Consider the following 20,777-nt stretch of genomic DNA (forward strand, 5'->3'; position numbering starts at 1 on the left):
ATACAGCAAAAGTGTGCGACGCAAGAAAAGCTTCATGCATATTCTGTAACCGGTTACAAAAAATTCTTTGTATGAAAATAAGACCTGTACACTTTAAAAGTCTTTTACTTTTTTTTACTGTTTTCCTTTCAGGGAACATCATGTCTCAGTCTTCACAATCAATGTTGGTTGCAGATTCATTGTATTATGCACAAAACTGGAATGATGCACGAAACATATATGAAAGACTATTAGGCGATACATCGCAAAACAGTATTGCATGGAACAGGCTTGGGTTTTCAGATTATAATATTGGCAACTATGATAAGGCATTGTACTGTTATGCAAAGGCGCTTACATTTAAACCCATACTACCTGTTAAAGCATCTGTTTTTTCAAGAATGGCGCGGATACATGCTTTAAAAAACGAAAAGCAAAAAGCATTGACAGATATAGACAGTGCTTTTAAAGCGGGCTACCTTAATTTATCAGAAATGGATTCTTTAACAGATTTCAACAACATAAGAAATGAGCCCGGATTTGTTTCTCTTCGTCAAAAAATTTATGCTATTGCTTTCCCCTGCATGTCTGATACACATGCACGTGAATTTGATTTTTGGGTGGGTGAATGGGATGTATATGTAACGGGCACTACGAATTATGCAGGACATAGTTTGGTGCAGGTAATTTCTGGTGGTTGTGCAATCCTGGAAAACTGGGATAGTCCGTCAAGCACAGGTAAGAGTATAAATTTTATTGACCCCAACACAAATAAATGGAAACAAAGCTGGGCAGGTTCTTACGCAAATGGCGTGCAGGAATTTATAAATGGTGAATACAGAGACAGTGCGATGCATTTTGATTTTGAAAGAAAAAATGCACAGGGAAATAAAACTATGGGACGTTTTATTTTTTATAACCAGGGGCCCAACCAGGTAAGACAGTTTAGTGAAAGCTCGGCTGATAATGGCAAAACCTGGACAACTAATTATGACTTAACGTACAAAAGAAGAAACTAAAAACATTTTTATGCACCAGGCTTTGGCTTATATAATTAGGCTTCCGTTGCGTCGCACACTTCAGCGCTTTTATGTTATATCAACAACTCTCATTTTAAAATCATATTCGCATTCAGCAAATAAATTCATCTGATCAATTTACCTGTTTTTACTTCAATAAGTATGCATAATGAGTAATGATCTGCTGACTGTAAGAGAAATGAAACAAGATGATATTGAAGCTATAACCAATTACTGGCTTAGCGCAGATAATAAATATATGGAAGCGATGGGTGTAGATATTGCTAAAATACCTGCGAGGGAAGAATGGGCTGCAATGCTTATGGAACAACTCAGCCACCCTGTTCACGAAAAGAAATCCTATTGTATAATCTGGGAAATAAATGGTGCAGCCGTCGGGCATTCAAATATCAACAAAATACAATTTGCAAAAGAAGCCTATATGCATCTTCATCTCTGGAAAAAAGATATTCGTGCAAAAGGTAATGGAACCGCTTTTGTAAAAATGACCCTACCCTACTATTTTGAGAACTATCAGCTAAAATATTGTATTGCGAACCTTATGCTTTAAACCCTGCGCCAAATAAAACAATGCAAAAGACAGGATTTGAATTCCTGATGCAATACAGAACAGTTCCGGGCTGGCTAAACTTTGAACAGGAAGTTAACCTATGGCGGTTAACGAGAGAGCGATATCGTTTAATATGGCAGGGATAAACGCAGCAAGCATATAATTACGGAATATTATAAGATGTTGCTTCAGTTAGCAGGCAAGAGTATTTTTTCTCAGCATTTTTTCATTTAAATTATGTGCATTTACTACTTCATCGGGAAGTGCGTATATCGGCCGTTACTTTTATTCATACTCTAAAATCTGTATTAATCACTAGTTATATATCCATTTCCAGCAATGCATAACTAAGCGATTTGCCGTGTGTATCCATTGCCAGCGAAGTAGTAACGCCACCTGATAAAGCATTGTGGCAAACAAATAACAGTGAGGAAATATTCGGCAACTCATACCGAATGATTTCTCCCCGCACAACTTCTTTCAAATGCATTCTTACTTTTTCAGCAGTTACACTAGAACAAAGTATTTCATAATCAGCTTCATTGTACGGAATTAAAGATAGCATTAACGTGTTGCCTTTGTCGCCTGCGCGGCTATGTGCAATGTCAAACAACTTCATGATTCAAATATGTTTACTTGTGGCAAAATGGTATTTCGTTCTATTAGTGTTGATACAATACCAATAACTTCATTTACATATTTTCTTGCACCACCACCACCGGCAGGGCCATTGGTATATAAGGCTTCCACTTCGTCACCGACCAATGCCGCTTCTTCTGCACTCCCCGCTCTTGCAGCTATACGAAGTCTTACTTCATAAGGTGTACCTGAATGATCAAACGTTGTTTTGTGCATAGATTGAACACCGATAAAATCAACTCTTATATCATTGAAAATATGCTGTAATCTTTTCTGAATAATATCAGCAGCTAACTTTGCTCTTTCATAAGCAGCAGCGCCTGCATAAGAAATTTCTCCTTCACCCAAATAAAAAGCTTTGTAACCAATACTTGCTTTATAGGTTGAAGGTTTTGACTTACCATTACCACCTGAAATATGTATCTGGTCTTTGCCTGCTTCTTTCAATTTTACAGTAGTGAAATCAGCAATAACATCAGGTGTTAAATATTCGTGAGGGTTCATTACTTCATATAATAATTGTTCTTTAGCTGTGCGCAGATTCACTACACCGCCGGTGCCTTCCACTTTACTAATGATAGCAGAACCATCTGTAAACACATCCGCGAATGGATGACCGAGTTTATCAAGACCTTCAACTTTTTTCTTTACACCATCCGCAAAATAACCACCTGTAACTTGTCCGGCGCATTCCAGCAAATGACCGACCACAGTACCTTTCCCCATAAGATCATAATCATCGATCTTCCAGCCAAATTCATGTATCATCGGTGCAAGAAACAAAGATGGATCCGCAACCCTGCCGGTAATTATTATGAGTGCGTCTGTTTGCAATGCTTCTATAACAGGCTCCGCACCCATGTATGCATTGGCAGAAACAATATTGTAATTACTTAATGGTTTATTGTTTTCAAGATCATGAATAGAAGAGGCATTGTTAAGAACAGTTTCTAAAACATTATCACCTGTAACTGCGGCTACTTTTATTTTTACATTTTGAGATTGAGCGATCTCAATAATTTTTTTGGCTGCTTCTATTGGATTGGCTGCCCCCATATTGGTGATAAGCCTCGTGTTATTTTTTATAAGATGCGGTAATAATGTTATTATTCTCTTCTCCAGCAAAGGATCATAACCTTTTCTTGCATCGAGCATTTTTCTTTTTTGAGCCAAACCGATGGTGCGTTCTGCCAGGCATTCCAATACTAAATAATCAAGCTCGCCTTTTTCTGCAAGTATTACAGCAGGTTCAATTCTGTCGCCGGAAAAGCCTGCACCACAGCCAATTCTTAGAACGTTTTGTTTTTTCATAATGGCGATTTACTTTTTTGTCTTGACACAAAAAAGTAACAAAAAAAGCCAAGGCTACAGAGAAAAAGCTAAAATTTATTTCGTTTCGCTACAGCGAAGAAGCTTACTATGCGACTATACTTTTCTTTCAGCAAAGACTTTTGAATTGCTATAAACATAGCTCAACATCTTCGCTGCTTAACGCTACACTCAATAAATTTCTTAACGCTTTTTCTCTGATGCCATCTCTTGAATCAACTTCCTTTTTTATTTGCATGCTCAATAATGAACAGAACGTACAAGTGAGTGACACAACGAAGCTTCGTAATAATTCGAAAGCCGGTCACCAAAAAAAAAATCTATTGATACTTAGATGCATCTAACCTGAAAAAGCGAACAGCATTATTAAATAATATATCCCGCTTTTGATCGAAAGACAAATAGTTTGCATTTTCAATTACGCCGATAGAAGTTTCCAAAAGCTTTGGCCAAATCATCAGGTCAGTGCCATACATGATCCTTTTTTCAAAACCAGCCTGCACAAGCCTTTTAATATAATCATTTACTTCAGCTAATGGATAGCTCCATATCATGCCTGCTACATCTACATATACATAAGCATTGGCACCCATTAATGCAATCATTTCATCAGCCATCGGGTAACCTGCATGCATTACCCATACTTTTAGTTTAGGGTGACGTGCAAGCAAGTCTTCTAACAACAATGGATTACCCATTGATGCGCGATATTTTGGATTGGTGATATTAATTGTACCATTTCCGCCTGTGCCCATGTGAATGCCCACCGGTATATTTAGTTTCTCAGCAGCTGCGAAGTAAGCATCCAGTGAAGTATCACTTGGCGACATGCCCTGGTACTGTGGCGCTGTTTCGCCCATTACTTTATAAAAGCCTGATGAAAGCGAATCTGTAAACGCAACAACTGTCATATCTTTTGAAGAACTGATGCCAATGCTGGGAATTACTCTTCCCGGTTCTGCTGCCTGTTGCCAATTGTGAAGAATTGATGCATCACCACTTGCGATTATGGTCATGTTCAGGCGTTTCATTGTTGCCATCAAAGAATCCTGGAATTCTTTATCTGATTTTGCTGCTTTGAGAGGCATTGCACAATCTGTGTTGATAAATGCAGGTGGTGGTTGATTGGGATCGCCACCAGGCATATCGCTTAAGAACCATGGACACATATCCGCTGCGAAAGCTGGATTCATTTTCATGGCGTGCACATGTACATCAATAATTGGCAGGTGCCTCCTTTTTGCGCTATCCTGTGCATAAATATGTATGGTTACCAATAATGCGGTAATACTGCAGATGATTAAATACAGACTTTTTTTCCTCATGAGATGGTTATTAATTATTGTTATAATAGAATTTTTGTCAGATATGTATAGAGCCGGTTAAGAGTGCAATCATCGTCATTACAATGGTTGTACCCCAGGCCCACTTAAAAATAAATTTTTGATGCGCTCCTAACTCCACTTCCGCCAAACCTATTAATAAAAATGTAGAAGCAGTAAGCGGGCTTAATGGAAACCCAACTGTCATTTGTCCTAACAAAGATGCCCTGCCAATTTCAAGAGGGTCAACACCTAATTGTGTACAGGTATGACTAAGCACAGGAACAACACCATAATAATATGCATCCGGCGTAAATAAAATACTTGCAGGCATACTAATTACAGCAGTTATTGCCGGAATAAAAGATGCATGTTCTTTAGGAATGAGATTTACCAGTTCCGTTGACATTGCTTCTATCATTTTCGATTCTGTAAGGATACCGGAATACACACCCGCTGCAAATATCATACTCGATACTAAAAAAATATTTGCACCGTGGGATTTCAATATTTTTTGCTGATCTGGTAATTTGCTGTAATTGATCATGAGTGCAATGATAGCTGCAATTACAAATAATGCCGGCGCAGGAATAACGGCCATCAACAAAGCTGTGATCAATGCAATCGTTATTATTGCATTTACAAGAATTAATTTTGGTCTTCGTAATGATCTTTGTTCATCGGTAAAATTTTCTTTGTAATCATAATCAAATTTAATAATGCCGATACGCCTCCTTTCTCTTCTTCCAAAAATATAAGCAACGAATAATACCCAAATTAAACCCCCAAGCATGGCAGGAATATTTGGATTAAACATGTGCACTGCATCTGTGTTCAAGGTTGACATCGCTCTTACAGATGTTCCCGACCACGGCACCAGATGCATTGGGCCAACACTCAAGGCAACAACGCCTGCAAGTATCACCCTGCTCATGCCAAGCTTTTTATAGATTGGAATAAAAGTAGAAAGCACGATCATAAATGTTGCAGTGCCGTCACCGTCCAAATGCACAAGCATTGTAAGCAAAGCTGTTCCTACAATGACTTTCAACGGATCGCCTTTTACGGAACGCACAATGAATGCAATCACTGGATCGAACAAACCTGCATCGAGCATTACAGAAAAATACAACACGGCAAACATCAACAATATGCCGGTTGGCGCAACTTGTTTTATTCCCGTTAATGCCATTGCGCCTACTTCTTTGTAATCAAATCCTGCAATGAATGCAAACACAATGGGCACCAATACCAATGCAGTTATCACAGACAAACGTTTTGTCATGATAAGCACCAAAAAAACTATTATTGTTGCGAAGCCATAAAATGCAAGCATACAAATGATGTAATTAAAAATTTATTTTATGAACCCGGCTGTATAACATTCTACATCTTTACTTGCGTCGCACACTTGTACGCTTTGTTCATGGATGATCTGAACGATGAACGTAATGCGACGCAACAGTTGATGCCACATGCACTGTAGCTCGTCAAACAAAAAACTATTTCTCATCAAACTGCAAATAGTCATTAAAGAATGGAAGCATTTCATCGAGCACCCTTCCATCAGTTGTCCATATTTTATTTGTATGTGTGCCTATATATTCTTCCGCATAATGTTGTATTCCATGATTCTCCAACTCCTGGCTAAACATACCACACTGTACAGCAAAACGTGGTGCATCATTTCTTCCCCAATCAAGTTTAATTGCTTTAAATTTTTTGAGATTGGATGCATATTTATCGACCATGTATAAAGGCATATTGCTTCGCCATTTTTCATATACTGCAGTATCTGTAACAAGACTGTCGCCTATGTAATTAAATGGAAGATCGATATAGAAAGGCGGCTTGCTTGCGTTAGGTGACCAAGCTCTTGCACAAGCAGCGATAACCCTTGGATAATATGTCTTATCCAGTTCATCTTTTGTTTTTATAGCAGCAAGTTGTTTGTATGAATCACTGTTTGGCCCAAACTCCTTTACAAAAGCAAGCAAGCCAGGGCTCATGGCGTATACGCAACTAAACACTTCAGGATACAGCATCGCAATTTTCAACGCGCCATAACCACCCATTGAATGCCCGCCAATGCCACGTGCATTACGGGTTGCAATGGTTCTGAAATTTTTATCCATGTATTCCACCAATTCTTTTGCTTCAAAGTCACTCCAGTTGCCTGTAAGCGAAGAGTTACTGTAAAAACTTCCGGAGTATAATGTGTTGTTATCTGCAATTACAAGAATGTATGGACGGATCTTATTTTTTGCAATACCCAGGTCAAGAATATTTTTCATGAGCGGATAAATGGAATCGTTGCCCATAAAGCCATGCAGGTAATAAATAACAGGATAGCGTTGTTTTGATTGATCATAATTCGGTGGCAGGTACACAGAAATTCTCCTCTCAGGATTTTCGCCGCCCTTGTTTTGGAGGTAAACAGAATTAATGATTCTTGTAACAACTGTGCCTGAAATATTTTGACAGATCGCAATGTTTACCAATATTATGGCATTCAAAAAGGCAAATACTTTTTTCATATTGCGTATTAATTACGGTTTGTAAGATAAGTAAAGTTGAAGAATTTTACAGAACAGAATCTTTTGCCAGGAATACTTTCGTTGAGCACCTGGACATTTCAGGTAATATGGAAAACACAAATTAATTACCGTTTCAAATCGCATTTATTGATGGCGCAGCCAATTCCAAAAGGAAAAGAAGGGCAATGGCTGTTTATCGGTTAGTATTTGCAGAACGCAATAAAAGTAAATCGGGTTGAAGTGCCCAAAGCGCCGCAGCACCCGCATAAATCTTTAAATATCCTCAACAGAAACAACTATTTTAATAGTAGTAAGAAAGCAGGTAATATATTTTTTTGAGCCGGGCTTTATTACTGCTATAATTCTTTTGTTGCGTCGCACACTTATACGCTTTGTTCAATACTGATCCGAACGATGCAGTGAGTGACACAACGCAGGAAGCATAGTACTACAAAAGCCTGTTACATAAATTTCTTTCTCAGGAAATACACTAAACTGCACTGCATTTAACATTGATGAAGAATTACTGCATTTTGTATTACCATACCCACCACGGGGCTGTTGTCATTTCTGCGTAAACTATAACATCAAAAACCACATGTGCAATAATGCAGGGGACAATGCTTTTTGAATATTGTTTTAATAAACCGAGCACAAGAAATAAAAGTAATGACGTGAGAAAAAGCGAGGAGATATTGATTTTTTGCGCAAGAAACGGAGTAAGAAATAAAGTGGCTTTATAAGCAGCGTGTGATAAGGATGCAAATACAACAGAAAACCCTGCATTAACTTTTTGTAATTTTCCCTGTATAAAACCGCGAAACACTACTTCCTCCACAACAGCAATACAAATTGCTACCATGGCAAAACTGTTGATGGTGGCGGGAAAAAGAAACATACCATAAGTGTGCCTGTAATATAATGCCGCAGCAATGCCCATTTGAAGGCCCAGCATATTAAAGAGGATCATTTTTGAAGAGACAAGATGATGATAAAACTGACTCAACATCGTGGTGAGCGGAAGTAATTGCAGGCTCATAATAAAAGCGGCTAATCCTAATGATATGTAGGCAATGATGTTTACAGGAAAAGGGGCATGAATGAACCATGCAAATATGATACAGGCTGCACTGCATAATATACTGCTGGCTAAAGCTGTAGTGTTTCTTTGTTGTGCCACGATCATCGTATCAGGAAGTTTTATCATTATGCTTATTAAATAAAAATCTCCTGTTTGCAATTGCGCGCAAAAAAATTCCAAAAAATAATGTAAGCGGAATTACCAATAACAACCACCCCGATCCAAGACAGGCGCCGGAATTAGGGACTATGAGACAGCCTGGTAAAGCTTTTTGTAAAGAAAGAATATTAGCACTGTCTTTAAAACTTTCTTCAGGCAAAGAAAGATACCTGAGTTGATTAAGTGCATACAATGTTTTATTGTCAATAACAGTATCTGCAATAACAAGACCATTTAATTTGGATAACTGTGTTAAAGCGTATAAGCTTTTTATGTTTTTAGTGCTATGCATTTGAAGCACCTGAAGGCCGGGATGATGTAGCAACGTGGTATCAAATTCCTGCTGCGATATTTTCTGTGGTAATCCCAGCCAGGTAAGCTGTTTTAAAGAATCAAGTGAAGCTATGTTTAAACAAAAAGTTCCCCCGAGATTTAATACGGTAAGGTCTTTATATTCCTTTGTTATAGCTGTAACATCCAGGGAATCAAAACTACCCAGGTTCAATCCGGTCAAATGATGCAACGTTTGCAAATAAGGAAACCGGTAACCAAAAGTTGTTATTTTTTCAATTTGCGGGTTATTCTGAAAAAAATCCGCGTTAATAATAGTTTCTTCATCAGGTATTAAGATTACCTGTCTCAAAGAAGGTATTGCTGGTAATGCTGTGGTAACTGCAGAGTCCTGTACGGTGAAATAAATGCACTCGATTTCTTTCCATTTAGTAAGCCATTTAAGCTGCTCCTGGTGTAGTTGTGTTACCAGCAGCCTGGGAGAAAAAAGAACTGTAAGCTTTGTAAAAGCGGTACTTAAAGCTGTTGAATCATCCATAGTTACTGCAAGAGATATATGTGGCTTCTCTCTTGCTATTTTTTCAAAATAAGGCAAATACGCATCAGGTATTGCTGAATTTATTACAAGTGTTTGTAAGGCTGCAATATCAGTGTCTTTCATTTGTTTAAACCATGGTAACAGATCTTTATCTTCATCGATTACTATTGTGTTCAAATTGCCATTAATGTAAATCAGGGAGTCGCCATTCTTACTTTCAACATGCAATGAATCCTGTTTCGTATCATTAAAATAATAAGGCGTTTCACCAAGTAAAAGAAGATCACCTTTTTCTGCCAGCAGGGCCCCCGTATTGACGCTATCAGATTTAACGGATCCTAAAAAATATAGTTTAGACATATTATAGGACAAAACATCTCCCGAAATCTTTACAACTGTAGCCTTGTTCTCATTACCGCTGTTCTCCAGGATAAAAAGAACTACAGCGATGCTCATTGCCACAACAAAAAACAAAGGCAACCATTTTAAAATGCTGAATGACCTATGTTGTGTTTTTACAGTATGTTTCATTTGATGCTGTTAGATAATCATTAAGTAACCATCCAAAAAAACTGCCTTTTTCCGTAAAGCACTTTTCACTTAATGAAAATATCGAAACAACAAATTATTATTCATGATGGAGATCATTGCTGTAACTGATAAGAATTATCGGTTTGTTATCCGGCTAAATAGATGTGGTGATTATTTTACCGGGGAAAGCCGTTTAAATTATTTTTCTCCGGCATATAAAATACGTGTTATAATGTTTTTAGCAATCACCTATATTTGAAAATATTACAACCGGAATATTGTTTAAACCAATATCAGTCAAATAAAATAAAATGCACCATATGTCAAAACAAAGTCAGTCATCCCGCAGAAGATTCTTACAACAGATCGGCGCCACAGGTATGTTGGCTGCAGCCGCGCCATTAAGTAGTCTTGCAGCAAAAGAAAAAGCAGAAGAAAGAACACTATTTTATGAAAAGAAAATATCAGCGGGCGATAAGATCAGGCTTGGCGTTATCGGTTATGGCGTGCAGGGCCACTTTGACCTTGACACTGCATTAAAAGTACCAGGTGTAGAACTTGCAGGTATTTGTGACCTCTATACAGGCAGGCTGGTAAATGCAAAAGAGAAATTCGGTAATGATCTTTTCACAACAAGAAACTATAAAGAGCTTTTAGATAAAAGTGATATAGATGCCGTAATTATAGCCACCACAGATTGCTGGCACTCCCGCATTACAAAAGATGCTTTGGCCAAAGGTAAAGCAGTGTACTGCGAGAAACCTATGGTGTATAAAATAAGCGAAGGTCCGGGCGTAATAGAAGCGCAACAAAAGGCAGGCAAAGTGTTGCAGGTAGGCAGTCAGCGCGTAAGCAGTATTGGTTTGGCAAAAGCAAAAGAATTATTAGCCGCAGGTGAAATAGGAAAACTGAATATGGTAAACGCTGTGTACGACAGGCAGAGCTCTATCGGCGCATGGGAATATACCATACCCAAAGATGCAAATGCTGAAACAACAGATTGGGATAAGTTTATAGAAGTAACAGAAAAAATGGCGTATGATTCTAAAAAGTTTTTCTGGTGGCGTGCATTTAAAGAGGTAGGCACCGGTGTAGCAGGTGATCTCTTCATACATTTATTAAGCGGCACACACTTCATCACCAATTCCAAAGGTCCTGAGTCTATTTATGGTACCGGCCAGTTCAGTTACTGGAAAGATGGACGCAATATGCCTGATGTTATGGCGGGCGTAATGCAGTATGGCGATACACCCGAGCATCCCGCTTTTCAGTTAACACTGCAGGTTAATTTTATCAGTGGCACCGGCGGGCAGGAAGTGATAAGGTTTGTAGGTTCTGAAGGTGTAATGGAAGTGCAGGGAAATAATCTCAGCATAAAACATAGCATTATGCCCGAAGCGCCGGGTTTTGGCGGTTATGATTCCCTGTTCACTTTCTCTAAAAGCATGCAGGAAGAAATGCAGAAAGACTACGACGCCAGGTGGACTGCGGCGCAAAAGCAAAGACCTAAAAAAGATGACGTAACATTTAAAGCACCACAAGGTTACAGCGATCATTTAGACCACTTCACCAATTTCTTTGACGCCATAAGAACAGGTAAACCTGTTGTGGAAGACGCAACCTTTGGCTTCAGGGCCGCTGCTCCTGCGCTATCCTGTAATGAAAGTTATTTTCAAAAGAAGATCATTAAGTGGGATCCTGTAAATATGAAACTGGTTTAATTTATACCACTATAAAATTTAAAGCCTGTACTGCAGGCTTTTTTTATTTTTGGGTACAGGCAATTGTACTGTTATTAAGCTTTGGTTGTGTCACTCACTTGTACAGTTGGTTATTTAATGAGCAGAAAAAAATAAACAATAAAAATCAAAAGATATTGCCTCTTTGCCCAATGTCTTGTTGACTTTTCTTCCGAACGTACAAGTGTGCGACGCAACCGGAGCTATATAGCAGCAATACGGCTAAGTACAATAACATGTAGCGTAATGTAAGTATTTGCTGCAGGTCTTGTTATAATTGAAATTGGGTTACACAAATAAAAAAAGGCTGTTCAAAAAGAACGGCCTTTACTTTAAGATAATTTATTCAATGATGTGTCTTACTCATGAACTTGCTATGATGCAAACATCACCCAAGCATGTTATGCAGGTAGTTATAACTGTGGGTAACATTCTGTAATGGCTGCGGCGCCCCATCCTGCTCTACAAAGAAATACTTCATACCAGATTCTTTTGCGTTATCAAAAATGTGTTTAAAATCCACAACACCGGTGCCTACTTCTGCAGGACTCATCGTGTTCTTATCTAGATCTTTAACATGCCACAAAGGATAACGACCGGGATGCAATTTAAATAACTCAACAGGGTCTTGCTTTGCTTTGGTTGCCCATGCAAGATCTAATTCCATCTTCACCATGTCTTTGTCAGTGTTGGTAAGAATATAATCAAACGGGCGATGCCCTTCTATCTCATCAAACTCGCTGGTATGGTTATGATAAGCAAATTGCACACCCACTTTTTTACATGCTTCCCCGGCTTTGTTGAATACTTCTACGGCTGTTTTAATTTCATCTAATGTACTTACAGGAATGCTTGAACATACCAGATAACTTATACCTCCTTCGGCTGCGGCATCTGCAAGCTCCTGGTGATTCTCCTTAAGGTTAAGTGATTTTGGCATGTCCTTCATACGTTCCATATATTTTTGAATCCTTGCAGAATCGTCAGCCGTTTTAGCCATCTTCATGATCTGTGCCATATTAAAAGGTGCACCGCCTACATGGGCTGAGCGCCACGTCATGCCCGCATCTTTTATCATAGCTGCTAATTCTTTCGGTTTGTATCCATAGAAATTTCCTTTTTGAGATCCTGCACTTTCCAGTTCTTTATACCCAATTGCAGCAAGTTTTTGTAAAGTACCCTGTGGGTCTTTTGTCATTAAGTCCCCCAGCGTGTATAACTGCAGACCGACCGGAACATTTTTCTTATAGTTAAACATTGCTGACCCGGCAGAGCGTGCAAGTAACAGGCCTGAGAAAGCAAGCGTTCCTGACTGTAGAAATTTCCTTCTTTTCATACTGTTGTTTTTGATGATGACACTAATTGAAATGACTTCAAAATTATTTATTTTGAAGCAATCGTAACCGTATTAAGATCGGTAATACAACTGCCTTCTGTTGTTGCCTTAAATATACTGATATTACTGTTATCAGATAATCAGTAAAATCAATTGTATTTTTTTGTAACTAAACTGTTGAAACTTTATTCATCATTTGTTGTGTCACTCACTTGTACGTTCTGAATTTCATTCATCAATCATAAATAAAGAAACCTACTGATGATTCACAAATCCTTTAATACAACAGTTCGAAAGAAATAACAAGCCTTAAAATGGCAGTGAACACACATTTCTAGTACGTGAAAGTAATTCCTGCACCATAACCCATATCACTATCATAATGTGTAGATAAGGAAACATATTTTGTAACGATGTATCTGAATCCCGCCATATACTCTTTGTCTGTGTTTACCATAAAATTAAACCTTAAGCGATTGGTCAAAGGAATATCTTCTCTGCTTAACTGTAAACGAAATTTACCTTTCGTATCAATTCTCGTATCAGCAATTATCAGCATAGGCAAAGTATACTGAACACCTGCACAAAATACCTTCCGGGTATCTTTTGTGTCTGATTGTCCAAAGATATTTTTTTCAGGCTCTGTAATTTTTCTATAACGAAAATCCCAACCGGCATATGGCATCCATAATTGCATACTACCGATATATTTTCCAAAATGGGTTTCGCTTTCGTAACCAGACTCATCATTTAACCCTATGCGCCATTCAGTTTGCAGGCGATACCTTGTGTTTGATATTGCTATTTCACCATCACTTCCGTTGCTTTCTAAACCGATCTTTGCGAAAGGATGTAATTTTCTGTCATCCATATAAATCATTTTTAGCGCCATTTCACGGTCAGGCACTTCCGGGTTTACAAAAGAGTTTTCATAGGTGAAAATTCTTCCCATTCCACTCATCATATGATATAAAATATGGCAATGAAAAAACCAATCACCGGTTTCAGTAGGTGCAAACTCAAGTGTATCAGTTTCCATGGGCATAATATCCAATGTGTTTTTAAATGGCGAGTAATCACCTTGCCCATTCAATACCCTAAAGAAATGCCCATGAAAATGCATAGGGTGGCGCATCATAGTTCCATTATATAAAATGATACGAACATTCTCTCCTTTTTTGATCTTAATTTCATCAGATTCAGAAACTGTTTCATTGTTTATGCTCCATACATAACGGTTCATGTTGCCCGTTAAATTAAAGTGAAGAACTTTCATAGGTGCATCCGGTAAGGTTGTTTTAACCGGTGAGCGCAACATTGAATAGTTTAATGTAACAATAGTGTTACTTACATCCATAGCTGTTGTATCAGCTGCTTTGTTAGCACTATTTGCATTAGCATCGCCTGTTATTTCCGGGTACATTACTGTATTCATATCCATTACCTGATTGCTCATTTGCATTCCCATATCGTCCATGCTGCCATCCATTTTCATCATTGAGTTCATCATCTTCATACCTTCAAAATATTTCAGCTTAGGCAAAACAGCGGCATTGACCTTTGTTCCTGAACCCAACCATAAAGAGGTAGCGTTTGTGCGGTCTTCAGAAGTAGCCCTTAATTCAAAACTTTTATCTTCAGGGATCACTACAACAACATCATATGTTTCAGCAACAGCAATAATCATTCTGTCCACTTCAACGGGTTCTACATCCATACCATCATTTGCAACCACAGACATTTTACCGCCAGCATATTGCAACCAGAAATAAGTAGAAGAAGAACCATTAATAATATGCAACCGAATTGAATCTCCGGCTTTATATGCTGATGCTTCTGCATTTACTTTACCATTGATGAAGAACTTGTCATAAGCTACATCACTTACATCCATTGCCATCATTCTCTTCCATTCATTGGTAAATTTTGTTTTAAAATATCCTTCTTTAATGGCTTCAGCATAATTCTGTGTGCTACCTTTTTTGATCGCATACCAATCCGTAGCATTATGTAAACTTCTGTCAACCTGGTAAGGCTGTTCATCAGTCCAGTCACTCAGCAGCATGGTAAATTCTTTAACAGGCTTTTCATTTTTTTTGTGAATGATAAATGCACCATACAAACCACTTTGCTGCTGCAGCATTGTGTGAGAATGATACCAATAAGTGCCGCTTTGTTTGAGCGGAAATTTAAATACATGCGTTTGTCCTGCACCAATAGGAGCTGTAGTTAAATAAGACACACCATCATATTGATTAGGCAAAATAAGACCGTGCCAGTGTAAAGATGTTTCAGTTTTTAAATTATTATGCACGTATATCAGGGCAGTATCTCCTTCTGTAAAATATAGCGTAGGTGCGGGAATCGAGCCGTTGATAGCAAGTGCATGCCTTTGCTTACCGGTATAATTAACTATTGTATCACCAATATATAAATGATAAACAACAGTATTGAGTTTGTTATGTTCTTCCATCTGGGTAGCTTGCTGCATCGGCATTGGCATTTCCATATTCTTGTGCTGCGAATACCCCAATGAATAACATGCAAGTAAAATTGTTGATAGAAATATAAGTTTCATTTTGGTAATTATTAGAATACTATTAAAAGAGATTTTTTGTGAACCGGGCATAGCATTGCTATTAGACATTCTTGCGTCGCACTCTTGTACTATATAACCTTACGCAACAATATCAATTGTGTTAAGCGGGTAACTATCTGCAGATGTTAACTTGCTATTTAATTATATCGCTAACCTTACCACAGGTAAGCATCTGTTTACCATAATAGGGATTTCTAATAGCAGCTTCATTGCTTAGCCAATAAGCTTTTTTCATTGGACAATATGCCTGGTAAACAGGCTGGTCTGATAATTTTACCATCTTTACCAACGAATAGATATTTGTTGACAAAGAAGAAAAGTATGCCTTTTGTTTTTCAATATCATTATTTTCTGAAATACGATTTGCATCGGAAACTAATTTATCCTTTAGAGAACCAAAAATGCTTTGCCCGGAAGCAGGCATTGAATTAAAATTAATGCTGCTAATAGTTTTCGCCAGGTCACCTGCTTTTACAGAAGCTGTTTTAGCATCTGAATTTATTAATGCATCTTTTACATTATAATATAGACTAAGTATTGGTGACAATGTTAAAGACGCTTTCTGAGCATTAACTGAAAATACAGTTGTCAGTGTAATAACTACTGTTGTTATTAAAGATTTCATGTTATTTATTTTTATAAGTTAGTGCCATGTACCTGGTTATTAATTTTTTTGTTGTAAAAAATTACATACATCCTTTGGCTGAAGAGACGGCAAAGTGATATTGTAAATATGTATTCATTGTTTTTATTTTACACAAAGCTATCACATCACCATCCCCGTTTTGTTATACAATAATGGGATGGATGTATATATTTTTTACTGTTGCGTTTATAGTTAATTGAAATTTTTTGTTTTTACATTCATCTGCCCGTATACTATGATAAAAAGGTAAACACCAATAATCCAATCTATTGACAAACAAAAAACGTCGTAGTGCGGCGGTCTTAAATCCGGGATAGGAAATAAACCATATACAAAGTCAAAAGCTCCATGCAGTATAAAACCGGCTGCAAGAAGATATGCATTCTTTTTAATTCCTAAATAAGCTAATGTGCCAAAGAAGAAACATTGAATACAATTGATAATAAAAGATGTTGTGTCGGTCCAGGTAAAACCGACATATAAAGCCCCGATAGCTGTAAGCATTAAGCCATAAAAGGCCTTTTCATCCAACTGTTTAAGCAACCGGGAAAACAGTATGGATATGAATCCTAAAGAAAGTCCTATTATTAAAGCAAGCGTCATTGTAGTTTGTTTTAGTTTTATGATTAACTGTAATATTGAAGTGATTTAATTGTCGCTAACTTCTGATCTTGAAAACAATTTTCTAAACCCGTAATGATAAATTTGAATATCCCCAATCTTTACAGGATATGCATTTACAAATGCCCATCCTTGTTTGCCCATATAATTCAATGCATCAATTATGGTGTTAAATTTTTTCAATTTACCATCGTCATTTTTTAGCCTGGTGTCTCTCCAGTAACTTTTCTCTTCGCCATAGTTTACTTCTAATGTTACCTTATTGCTAAGTAAACGGGGCGTTGCTATTACTTCGCAATACTGTTCAATCTTAGTCGTATCAGTTTGAGAAAACGAATGAAAGGAAACAAGCAAAGCGATTGCAAGGATGATAACTTTTTTCATAATCTTGATTTATAAGTTTGTGATTATTTTTTACGAATGATTAATTATAGTCCAGCAGCAGCTTCGTAACATTTGCAAAACTGCTTCCGTATTGTTGTGCAATTCTTTCCAGGCATACATCAATGATGTATTGCTTTTGCTGGTGATCATACTTGATGTATTCCGTTTTCTTAAACGAGGCTTCATCATTTTTTGAAAATGTTTCAGGCATTAATATATGCAGTTCATCCAAATTATTTTTATGCGAATCGCCTGTTGGTATAAGTGTTAACCCAAATTTTGTTGTAATAGTTTTACCTGAAGCACTGTATGTATTACATGATGATGGGAAACTACGATTATAAGTATCGAGCACACCTGCCAGATCAAATTCACTCATACCATCCTGGAGCAATACACCAACATTTTTATTTTTTCTAAACATCACTTTCTTAAGTATCGTGGTTTTGGTGCTTCCGCTTACAGCTATGCTTTGGTGTGCTGTTTTTATATCAGCATGTGGATAATAAATTTTAGCTGCAACGCGTTGCATGGTTTCTTTTCCAAAAAGTTCTTTTATTACAGCAAGGCTGCCTTCAGTAGCGTTGGAAACACCGGCTGTGCTAAATAGATTTCCACTTTGTGTTACACTAATATTTTGCACCCATATAGGTTTGGTATAGGGAACTTTTACAATCGGATAATCGGAAGCATGCGTGGTAAGCAATTTTCCATCATAAATACCGGTGGCTGCGGCTGTGATTGACCCATCGCATACAGCTAAAATTTTGGTTGTACTTGTGTAATTATCTTTTATCCAGTCAATCACGATTGAATCCTGTTGATTCTTTTGCATGGCTCCTATTTGTGCAGGAATAACGATCACATCAGCCTTCAGCATTAATGAATCAGCTTCAGAAAAAGTTATTTGCGGAAGTAAGAAAAGTCCTTTTTTTACATTGACCGGGTACTTATTTTTTGCAACGATATAAACGTTTGCTTTGCCCGTTTCGTTGAAAAGATAAAAAGGCGCCATCATATCAAACAGTTCTGTTCCATCATTATCTGCAACGATGAAAACATTTTTCTTAGCAGCATCTATTGCAGGCTGTTGCCAGTTAAAGTTATTGCTTCCCTTGTAAATTGTTTCGCTTCTAAACTCTCTTACCGGCTGGCAGGCATTGAAAAGCATGATGCAGAGCAGCAACAGGGTAGAGATTACAATAAATGTTTTTTTAAATTTTTTCATGATTGTTTTTTTGATACCACAAAGTTGCAATGCAGGAAGGCGTGGCTAAGAGACAGCAAGATGTCAGAAACGGACAACTTGAAAGGAGTAAAAAATAATTATGAGCCAGGCTGCAGCATTACTATTTAGCATCGTTGCGTCGCACACTTGTACTGTTGAAGCCCCCATCCCTAAAGGGGGTAAAGAACAAAAGCTGGTAAAGCCCCTTCAGGGGTTTAGGGCACAAGAGTGCGACGCAAGAAAAGTCTCATAGAAAATAAATTGTCGTGCACAAAAAAAATTCTTCTGATTTAATTTTTCAGAATTCTCTGTAGTTGCCTTGCAGTTTTAAAGCCACATTGCGCAGCTATATATTCCAGTGTGTAGTTGGGGTTATTAAGTAATGTTTTTGCATTTTCAATGCGTAATTGTGTAAGGTATTCGAGTATGGTAAGTCCTGTTTTTTCTTTGAAAACGCGGCTTAGATTTCTTGGGCTCATAGCAACCAGATCTGCCAGCATTTCAATGCTGTTTTCGCCGGAAAGATGATCAATCAAATAATCCTGCACTTCATGCACCTGCGGGTTGATATGATTGCGGTAATCAAGATAAATACTTTCCTGTTTATGGTTGTGGCTTCGCCTGTGATACACAACCAAGCCGCGTGCAACCTTATGTGTAAAAAGCGGACCTTTTAAATCTTCGAGAATGGATAATGCAAGGTCAATACCGGCGCTGATGCCTGCACTTGTATAAATATTTTTACTTTTTACAAAAAGAACATCTTCTATCACTTTAGCTTTTGGAAAACGTTGTTTAAGTTCCGGAATTCTTCTCCAGTGCGTGGTACATTCAATACCATCAAGTAAACCAGCCTGCCCTAAAACAAAAGCCCCGGTGCAAACCGAACAGACACTTACATTTTTGTTGGCACATTCATTTAGCCATTTAAAAAATGCTCTTTCGGTCTTAAAATCAAAACTGTTTAAATATTCATGTTCTGTGCCCGGTATAAAAATAAAGTCACCTTCATTTAATTCAGCTTCCCGGTAGTTTGCAATTTTACCGAAAGGAAGATGCGAACTGCAAATAATGTCCTGGTGGTAAGAATAGAACTCAAGACTTACATCATATCCATAAAACCTGGCTTCTGTAAAAACCTGTACAGGTCCGGCGAGATCTAAGAGTTCTACAGAAGGAGGTACTATAAACGCCATTTTTTTCATCTGCCTGGTATGAGTGTAGAAGTAAAGTTAGGGCAGACATCTGGTTGTGCTTATGTTTTTTGGTTCAATACTTATTTTTTAAAATTCTCTTTAATTGTTTCGCAGTTTTAAAGCCACATTGAGCAGCTATGTAATCCAGGGTGTAGTCAGTATTAGTAAGTAAAATATTTGCATTTTCTAATCGTAACTGTGTAAGATATTCAAGTATGGTAACGCCTGTTTTCTCTTTAAAAACGCGGCTTAAATTTCTTGGGCTTGTATCAACGAGTTTTGCAAGCAGTTTAATGTTGTTTTTATTGGCAATGTTTTCAATCAGGTAGTCCTGAATTTTATGTACCATAGGATTAATGTGCTTCCTGTAATTAATATAAATGCTTTCTTTCTGGTAGTTATTACTTCGCCTGTGGTACACTACTAATCCACGTGCAACTTTATGCGTAAAAACTGGACCTTTTAAATCTTCCAGGATAGACAATGCAAGATCGATACCTGCACTGATACCTGCACTTGTACGTATACGCCCATCTTTTACAAAAAGCGCATCAGTTAAAACTTTTGCTGCAGGAAACCGCGTCTGTAATTCTTCTGTCCTTCTCCAATGCGTAGTACATTTAATATTGTTTAATAACCCTGCTTCGCCAAGTGCAAAAGCACCGTTGCAAACAGAACAAACAATTATATTCTTTTGGAAGCATTCTTTTATCCATGCAAAATACGCATGTTCATATTTAAACTCCTTGCTTCTTACATATTCACAATCCATTCCAGGTATAAATAAAAGATCACCTTCGTTCAATCTTGCATCTTTATAGTTAGCAAGTTCTCCAAATGCGAGACCTGCAGTACTAACAGGCTTCTGCTGATAAGCATAAAATTCAATTGCTATATCGAAGCCATAAAATTTAGCTTCAGTAAAAACCTGTACAGGGCCGGCAAGGTCTAATAACTCAACAGTTGGTGGAATAATAAATGCAATTTTTTTCATCACAAATGAATCTTATATTAAAATATTGTTGATAAAGC

At 37.6% G+C, this 20,777-nt stretch carries 20 protein-coding genes; 5 read left to right on the plus strand and 15 right to left on the minus strand.

The window, feature by feature from the left end:
- The first annotated feature begins 71 nt into the window (after positions 1-71).
- From FRZ67_RS01940 to FRZ67_RS23730, 3 genes are all read left to right on the plus strand, one after another.
- The gene (locus FRZ67_RS01940) at positions 72-998 is read left to right on the plus strand and encodes a tetratricopeptide repeat protein (protein WP_147187924.1); all 927 of its coding nucleotides are present in this window, start codon (positions 72-74) and stop codon (positions 996-998) included.
- Between the two features lie 169 nt (positions 999-1,167).
- Positions 1,168-1,569 carry a GNAT family N-acetyltransferase gene (locus FRZ67_RS01945; protein ID WP_147187925.1) on the plus strand — a complete coding sequence of 134 codons (402 nt, stop codon included), beginning with the start codon at positions 1,168-1,170 and terminating at the stop codon, positions 1,567-1,569.
- Positions 1,570-1,589: 20 nt separating this feature from the next.
- Positions 1,590-1,715: a hypothetical protein gene (locus FRZ67_RS23730; RefSeq protein ID WP_262713659.1), complete on the plus strand. Its 126-nt coding sequence runs from the start codon at positions 1,590-1,592 to the stop codon at positions 1,713-1,715.
- Between the two features lie 173 nt (positions 1,716-1,888).
- On the opposite strand, the gene FRZ67_RS01950 is transcribed toward FRZ67_RS23730, so the two are convergent.
- From FRZ67_RS01950 to FRZ67_RS01970, 5 genes are all read right to left on the minus strand, one after another.
- Positions 1,889-2,188, minus strand: a complete 300-nt coding sequence (locus tag FRZ67_RS01950; protein ID WP_147187926.1) for an AtuA-related protein — start codon at positions 2,186-2,188, stop codon at positions 1,889-1,891.
- The gene (locus FRZ67_RS01955) at positions 2,185-3,519 is read right to left on the minus strand and encodes an acyclic terpene utilization AtuA family protein (RefSeq protein WP_147187927.1); all 1,335 of its coding nucleotides are present in this window, start codon (positions 3,517-3,519) and stop codon (positions 2,185-2,187) included. The genes FRZ67_RS01950 and FRZ67_RS01955 overlap by 4 nt, the downstream gene beginning before the upstream one ends.
- Before the next feature lie 338 nt (positions 3,520-3,857).
- Positions 3,858-4,862 (minus strand): amidohydrolase family protein, encoded by a 1,005-nt coding sequence (locus tag FRZ67_RS01960; protein WP_147187928.1) that lies wholly within the window; start codon positions 4,860-4,862, stop codon positions 3,858-3,860.
- 37 nt (positions 4,863-4,899) lie between these two features.
- Complete coding sequence (locus FRZ67_RS01965) at positions 4,900-6,195, minus strand: CitMHS family transporter (protein ID WP_147187929.1); 1,296 nt, start codon at positions 6,193-6,195, stop codon at positions 4,900-4,902.
- Between the two features lie 166 nt (positions 6,196-6,361).
- Complete coding sequence (locus FRZ67_RS01970) at positions 6,362-7,396, minus strand: alpha/beta hydrolase (protein WP_147187930.1); 1,035 nt, start codon at positions 7,394-7,396, stop codon at positions 6,362-6,364.
- Between the two features lie 36 nt (positions 7,397-7,432).
- Here FRZ67_RS01970 and FRZ67_RS23320 point away from each other — a divergent pair, with 36 nt between their 5' ends.
- The gene (locus FRZ67_RS23320; protein WP_158638283.1) at positions 7,433-7,600 is read left to right on the plus strand and encodes a hypothetical protein; all 168 of its coding nucleotides are present in this window, start codon (positions 7,433-7,435) and stop codon (positions 7,598-7,600) included.
- Between the two features lie 334 nt (positions 7,601-7,934).
- Here FRZ67_RS23320 and FRZ67_RS01975 read toward each other — a convergent pair whose 3' ends face one another.
- Together FRZ67_RS01975 and FRZ67_RS01980 are read right to left on the minus strand one after the other, a co-directional pair.
- Positions 7,935-8,603, minus strand: a complete 669-nt coding sequence (locus FRZ67_RS01975) for a CPBP family glutamic-type intramembrane protease (protein ID WP_147187931.1) — start codon at positions 8,601-8,603, stop codon at positions 7,935-7,937.
- Positions 8,587-9,996, minus strand: coding sequence for a hypothetical protein (locus tag FRZ67_RS01980; protein WP_147187932.1), 1,410 nt, complete (start codon positions 9,994-9,996; stop codon positions 8,587-8,589). Before FRZ67_RS01980 ends, FRZ67_RS01975 begins: the two co-directional genes overlap by 17 nt.
- 320 nt (positions 9,997-10,316) lie before the next feature.
- On the opposite strand from FRZ67_RS01980, the gene FRZ67_RS01985 reads away from it, so the two are divergent.
- Positions 10,317-11,717 (plus strand): Gfo/Idh/MocA family protein, encoded by a 1,401-nt coding sequence (locus FRZ67_RS01985; protein ID WP_147187933.1) that lies wholly within the window; start codon positions 10,317-10,319, stop codon positions 11,715-11,717.
- Between the two features lie 406 nt (positions 11,718-12,123).
- On the opposite strand, the gene FRZ67_RS01990 is transcribed toward FRZ67_RS01985, so the two are convergent.
- The 8 genes from FRZ67_RS01990 to FRZ67_RS02025 form a co-directional block, all read right to left on the minus strand.
- The gene (locus FRZ67_RS01990) at positions 12,124-13,071 is read right to left on the minus strand and encodes a sugar phosphate isomerase/epimerase family protein (protein ID WP_147187934.1); all 948 of its coding nucleotides are present in this window, start codon (positions 13,069-13,071) and stop codon (positions 12,124-12,126) included.
- Positions 13,072-13,405: 334 nt separating this feature from the next.
- Complete coding sequence (locus FRZ67_RS01995) at positions 13,406-15,649, minus strand: multicopper oxidase domain-containing protein (protein WP_225975478.1); 2,244 nt, start codon at positions 15,647-15,649, stop codon at positions 13,406-13,408.
- Positions 15,650-15,803: 154 nt separating this feature from the next.
- A complete protein-coding gene (locus FRZ67_RS02000; protein ID WP_147187935.1) occupies positions 15,804-16,295 on the minus strand; it encodes a DUF3347 domain-containing protein in 492 nt (163 codons plus the stop codon).
- Between the two features lie 213 nt (positions 16,296-16,508).
- Positions 16,509-16,919, minus strand: coding sequence for a DUF6010 family protein (locus FRZ67_RS02005; protein WP_147187936.1), 411 nt, complete (start codon positions 16,917-16,919; stop codon positions 16,509-16,511).
- A gap of 45 nt (positions 16,920-16,964) precedes the next feature.
- Positions 16,965-17,321 carry a hypothetical protein gene (locus FRZ67_RS02010; protein ID WP_147187937.1) on the minus strand — a complete coding sequence of 119 codons (357 nt, stop codon included), beginning with the start codon at positions 17,319-17,321 and terminating at the stop codon, positions 16,965-16,967.
- Between the two features lie 40 nt (positions 17,322-17,361).
- Positions 17,362-18,549: a DJ-1/PfpI family protein gene (locus tag FRZ67_RS02015; RefSeq protein WP_147187938.1), complete on the minus strand. Its 1,188-nt coding sequence runs from the start codon at positions 18,547-18,549 to the stop codon at positions 17,362-17,364.
- A 290-nt stretch (positions 18,550-18,839) separates the two neighbouring features.
- Positions 18,840-19,745, minus strand: a complete 906-nt coding sequence (locus FRZ67_RS02020) for a GlxA family transcriptional regulator (RefSeq protein WP_225975479.1) — start codon at positions 19,743-19,745, stop codon at positions 18,840-18,842.
- A 73-nt stretch (positions 19,746-19,818) separates the two neighbouring features.
- Entirely contained in the window at positions 19,819-20,739 is a 921-nt protein-coding gene (locus FRZ67_RS02025) for a GlxA family transcriptional regulator (protein ID WP_147187940.1), read from the minus strand.
- Positions 20,740-20,777 lie beyond the last annotated feature (38 nt).

Source organism: Panacibacter ginsenosidivorans (assembly GCF_007971225.1).
Lineage (GTDB): Bacteria > Bacteroidota > Bacteroidia > Chitinophagales > Chitinophagaceae > Panacibacter > Panacibacter ginsenosidivorans.